The sequence below is a fragment of the Streptomyces sp. S6 genome (genome assembly GCF_054880855.1).
Genome location: NZ_JBTYMC010000666.1, coordinates 1 through 1,180 on the forward strand (window position 1 = coordinate 1; position 1,180 = coordinate 1,180).

1 protein-coding gene and 1 pseudogene are annotated in these 1,180 nt (G+C 76.5%); both read left to right on the top strand.

The genetic code is table 11. From position 1 onward, the window contains the following. Nucleotides 1–789 (top strand): RICIN domain-containing protein (locus tag ACVNF4_RS36275; RefSeq protein WP_461807070.1); only part of this gene is annotated, 789 nt, incomplete at its 5' end. 118 nt (nt 790–907) lie between these two features. Then, nucleotides 908–1,180: pseudogene (locus tag ACVNF4_RS36280) on the top strand (beta-glucosidase); the annotation flags it as partial.

Here is a 1,180-nt window from a genome sequence, read left to right on the forward strand (position 1 = left end):
CAGCCCGCCTCCGTCGCCCACGGCCGCCTCTTCGCGCCGTCCGCCGGACTCTGCCTGGACGGCGAGGACGGCCGGATCGCGGACGGCGTGCGCGCCGTGCTGGCCGACTGCTCCGCCTCGGTCTCGCAGCAGTGGTCGTACCAGGCGGACGGACTGCTGCGCAGCGCCGCCACGCCGACCCTCTGTCTCGCCGCCGACGCCGACGGACACGGCGGGGCGGCCGTGCTCGCCGGGTGCGTCGTGCACTCCGGGGAGGTGTTCTTCGACCTGACCGTGCGCGGGGAACTGCTGCTGCGGCGCGGCGGAGGGCTCGTGGTGGCGCCCGGGGTGAGCCGCGAGGGGATGGGGGTCGTGGTGACCCGACGGGACGGGGCGGCGGGACAGCGCTGGGTGTTCGACTCGTCCGCGGAGGGCACGGAGGGCGCAGAGGGTTCCGGAGGCGCTGCCGGGAGCGGTGCAGGGGGTCTGACGACTCCCGCGCCGTCCGGTGGCGTGGCTCCGGACGGGGGACGGTCCCGGTCGGGGCCGCAGCGGAAGGGGCCCGGGGGGCCGCAGGGTTCGGAGGGGGATTCTGCGGCTCCCGGGGCTTCGACCGAGCCGGGAACGGGTACGGCGCCGTTCGCGCCCGGCTCCCACACGCGGGTGGCGCAGGTCGGGGCGCAGGCACCGGCCCCGGTGAGCGGCGTGGTGGAGCAGGTGGCCGCCACCGTGCGAGAACCGGTTCAGCAGGTCACCCGAGGAGTGACGGTCCTGGTCGGCGGGCTCACCGCGGGACTGCCGAAGGGGTGACACGCGTCAAGGGCGGTTCGCCGTGGTGTGTCCCACGGATCGCCGGCTCGGTGGCGGCGCATAGTGCCGTGCAGGACCGGACCTGGTCCGTCCCCGCGCACCGAAGGAGCGACGTCCCGTGTCGGATCACCTCTCCCGGCGAACCGCCCTCACCCTGCTGGCCGCAGCGTGGCCCACGCGCGCGTGGGCGACCGGAACGGACGGCACGCAGGCGCCCGCCGGGAACACGGACGACGCCGGCCCCCGCGTCGAGAGTCTGATCTCCCGACTCACCCTCGACGAGAAGCTCTCCCTCCTGCACGGCGCCCCCGACCCCGCCCCCCTCGGCCAGGCCGGTCACCTCCCCGGCGTCCCGCGCCTCGGCATCCCGCCCCTGCGCCTCGCCGACGGC